The 2,126-nt window shown below is 74.0% G+C and carries 2 protein-coding genes and 1 rRNA gene; 1 reads left to right on the top strand and 2 read right to left on the bottom strand.

The window, feature by feature from the left end; translation table 11 throughout:
* Positions 1-1,140, top strand: a 1,140-nt coding sequence (locus L1885_RS27490) for a type IV secretory system conjugative DNA transfer family protein (RefSeq protein ID WP_268984596.1), incomplete at its 5' end; no start/stop codon positions are given.
* A gap of 116 nt (positions 1,141-1,256) precedes the next feature.
* Here the strand turns inward: L1885_RS27490 and L1885_RS27485 are convergent.
* On the bottom strand, positions 1,257-1,844 hold the full coding sequence (locus L1885_RS27485) for a GNAT family N-acetyltransferase (protein WP_235799857.1): 588 nt from the start codon (positions 1,842-1,844) through the stop codon (positions 1,257-1,259).
* A 194-nt stretch (positions 1,845-2,038) separates the two neighbouring features.
* Positions 2,039-2,126, bottom strand: a 5S ribosomal RNA gene (gene rrf, locus L1885_RS27480); the annotation flags it as partial.

Here is a 2,126-nt window from a genome sequence, read left to right as displayed (position 1 = left end):
AACGGGATGTACCTGACGTTCGACACCTCCGCGGACCCGTCGGTCACGGCCGCCGTCGGCATCTCGTACACGAGCGACGCGAACGCCGCCTCGAACCTCTCGACCGAGGTCAAGGGCTTCGACTTCGCTCCGACGCCCGCGGCACCGGACGGCGCGGCGGCGCACCACTCCCCGGCCGTCCCCGCCGTGCCGCTGCCCACGCAACGGGCCCCGCGGCAGGTGCACTACGGCGACGCCGCGACCCGCAGGCCCGCCGCGGTGGCCGCGATCAGGGACGCCGAGGGCCCCGCCCTGGTCGTCACGTCGAACCCGGCCGTGTGGAGCGACACGAAGGACGCCCGCGCGAAACTCGGCCCGGTCCTGGTCTACGACCCGGGCCACCTGTGCGACACGCCCGCCCGGCTGCGTTGGTCGCCGAGCGCGGGCTGCGAGGACCCGGCATCCGCCGGTGACCGTGCGATCGCCCTCCTGGCCCCCGTACGGCCGCAGTCGACGCTGGACGCGGCGACGGCCGACACGGCGGAGACCATGCTGCGGTGCTGGCTGCACGCGGCGGCCGTCGACGGCCGCCCGTTCAGGCAGGTCCACCGCTGGGCCCAGGGCGCGGCGGCCCAGGACGCCGTACGGGTCCTGCGCACGCACCCCAAGGCCGCCCCGGGCCTCGCCGGCCTGCTGGAGAACGCCCTCACCGCCCACCCGGAACGCCGCGAGGCCGCACAGCAGTTGACCGCCCGCGCCCTCTCGTCGCTCTCGTCGGTCCACATCCGCGACGCGGTGACGTTCAATCGAACTGATGCCGTCTCACTGGCGTCTTTCGCGGCCGAAGGGGGGACACTGTACGTGGTGGGTGAGCCGATCGAGGATCCCCGCCAGCACCCCGGCGCGATGCCGCTGCTCACGGCGCTCGCCTCGCACGTGGTCGAGCACGGCCGCCGCATGGCCGCCAGGTCACCTGACGGTCGGCTCGACCCACCAATGGCCCTCGTCCTGGACGACGTGGCCGCCGTCGCCCCGCTGCCGATGCTCCCCGACCTGCTGGCCACGGGCCGCGCCCAAGGTCTGCCGCCGCTGGCTCTGATGCGCTCCCGCGAGCAGGGCCGCGCCCGCTGGCCCCGCCACGACTTCGCCGACGCGCCGTAGCCCTCGGCGGCTCCTGCCGGGAGACCGGCCGGGAGACCTGGCGGGTGGCAGGGTCCGGGGGTGGCAGAACTCCGGCGGTGAGCCGTCGCACGGGCCCCGCGCCGCTGCGGGCGCGGCTACGACCGCGCCGGCGGCTGCGGCTGGGGCTGCGGCTGCGGCCGGGTGACGTCCATCTCGTACTCCTTGGCCGAGGGGTCCGTCGCGAACGGCAGTACCAGGCCGGTCGCCCGGAAACCCGCCCTGCGGTACGCGGCCTGTGCCCGGAGGTTGTTCTCGTGGACGCAGAGGCGTACGCGCTCCAGCGGCGGGTCCTGCGCCCACGCCCAGTCGAGCCCGCCGGCCAGCAGGTCGCCGATGAGCCCGGTCCCCCGCCGCTCCGACCGTAGGAACACGCCGACGACGTGTCCCTGCCGCTGCCGCACGACCGTGTTCATGAAGTCGAGGCTGCCGGCCTCCTCGATCAGCACGGTCAGCGATCCGGACCAGCTCCCGTCGGGCGCCTCGGCGACGAACTGCCGCGTGAGCCCGCCGCGGCCGGAGGTCCGCTGCTGCCAGAAGGAGTCGGGCTGGGCGAGGCTCTGCTCGTAGGTCTCCAGGAAGGCGACGGGTGCCGCCGGGTCCTGGAGGCCGAGCAGCCGCAGCTCCTTGGCCTGCCGCCATTCCTCGGGGCGTACGGCACGGATGACATGGTCGTCGGGGCTCATGCCCCGATCGTCCATGCCCCGCGCCGCACCCGCAAGGAGATGGGGGCCCGCGACCGGCAGGCCCGGAGGCGTCCGCCGCACCGGGACCGGCCCCGGGCGCATGAGGGCGTTCCTGGAATCCGGTCGCGTGGAAAGTGTTCTGGAACGCAGAAAGAGCCCGTACCATCCCGGCACGGGCCCTTCCCACAACAATTGTTCGGCGGCGACCTACTCTCCCACAGGGTCCCCCCTGCAGTACCATCGGCGCGGTAAGGCTTAGCTTCCGGGTTCGGAATGTAACCG

Origin of the sequence: Streptomyces fuscigenes, assembly GCF_021556455.1 — a bacterium.
Taxonomy (GTDB): Bacteria; Actinomycetota; Actinomycetes; order Streptomycetales; family Streptomycetaceae; genus Streptomyces; species Streptomyces fuscigenes.
Note: the sequence above shows the minus strand (reverse complement) of the source record. Positions and strands in the feature narration are given on the sequence as shown.

Bases quoted from the DNA above. Each gene is read 5' to 3' on its own strand.
- L1885_RS27485 (WP_235799857.1), bottom strand. From the start codon at position 1,844: ATGAGCCCCGACGACCATGTCATCCGTGCCGTACGCCCCGAGGAATGG.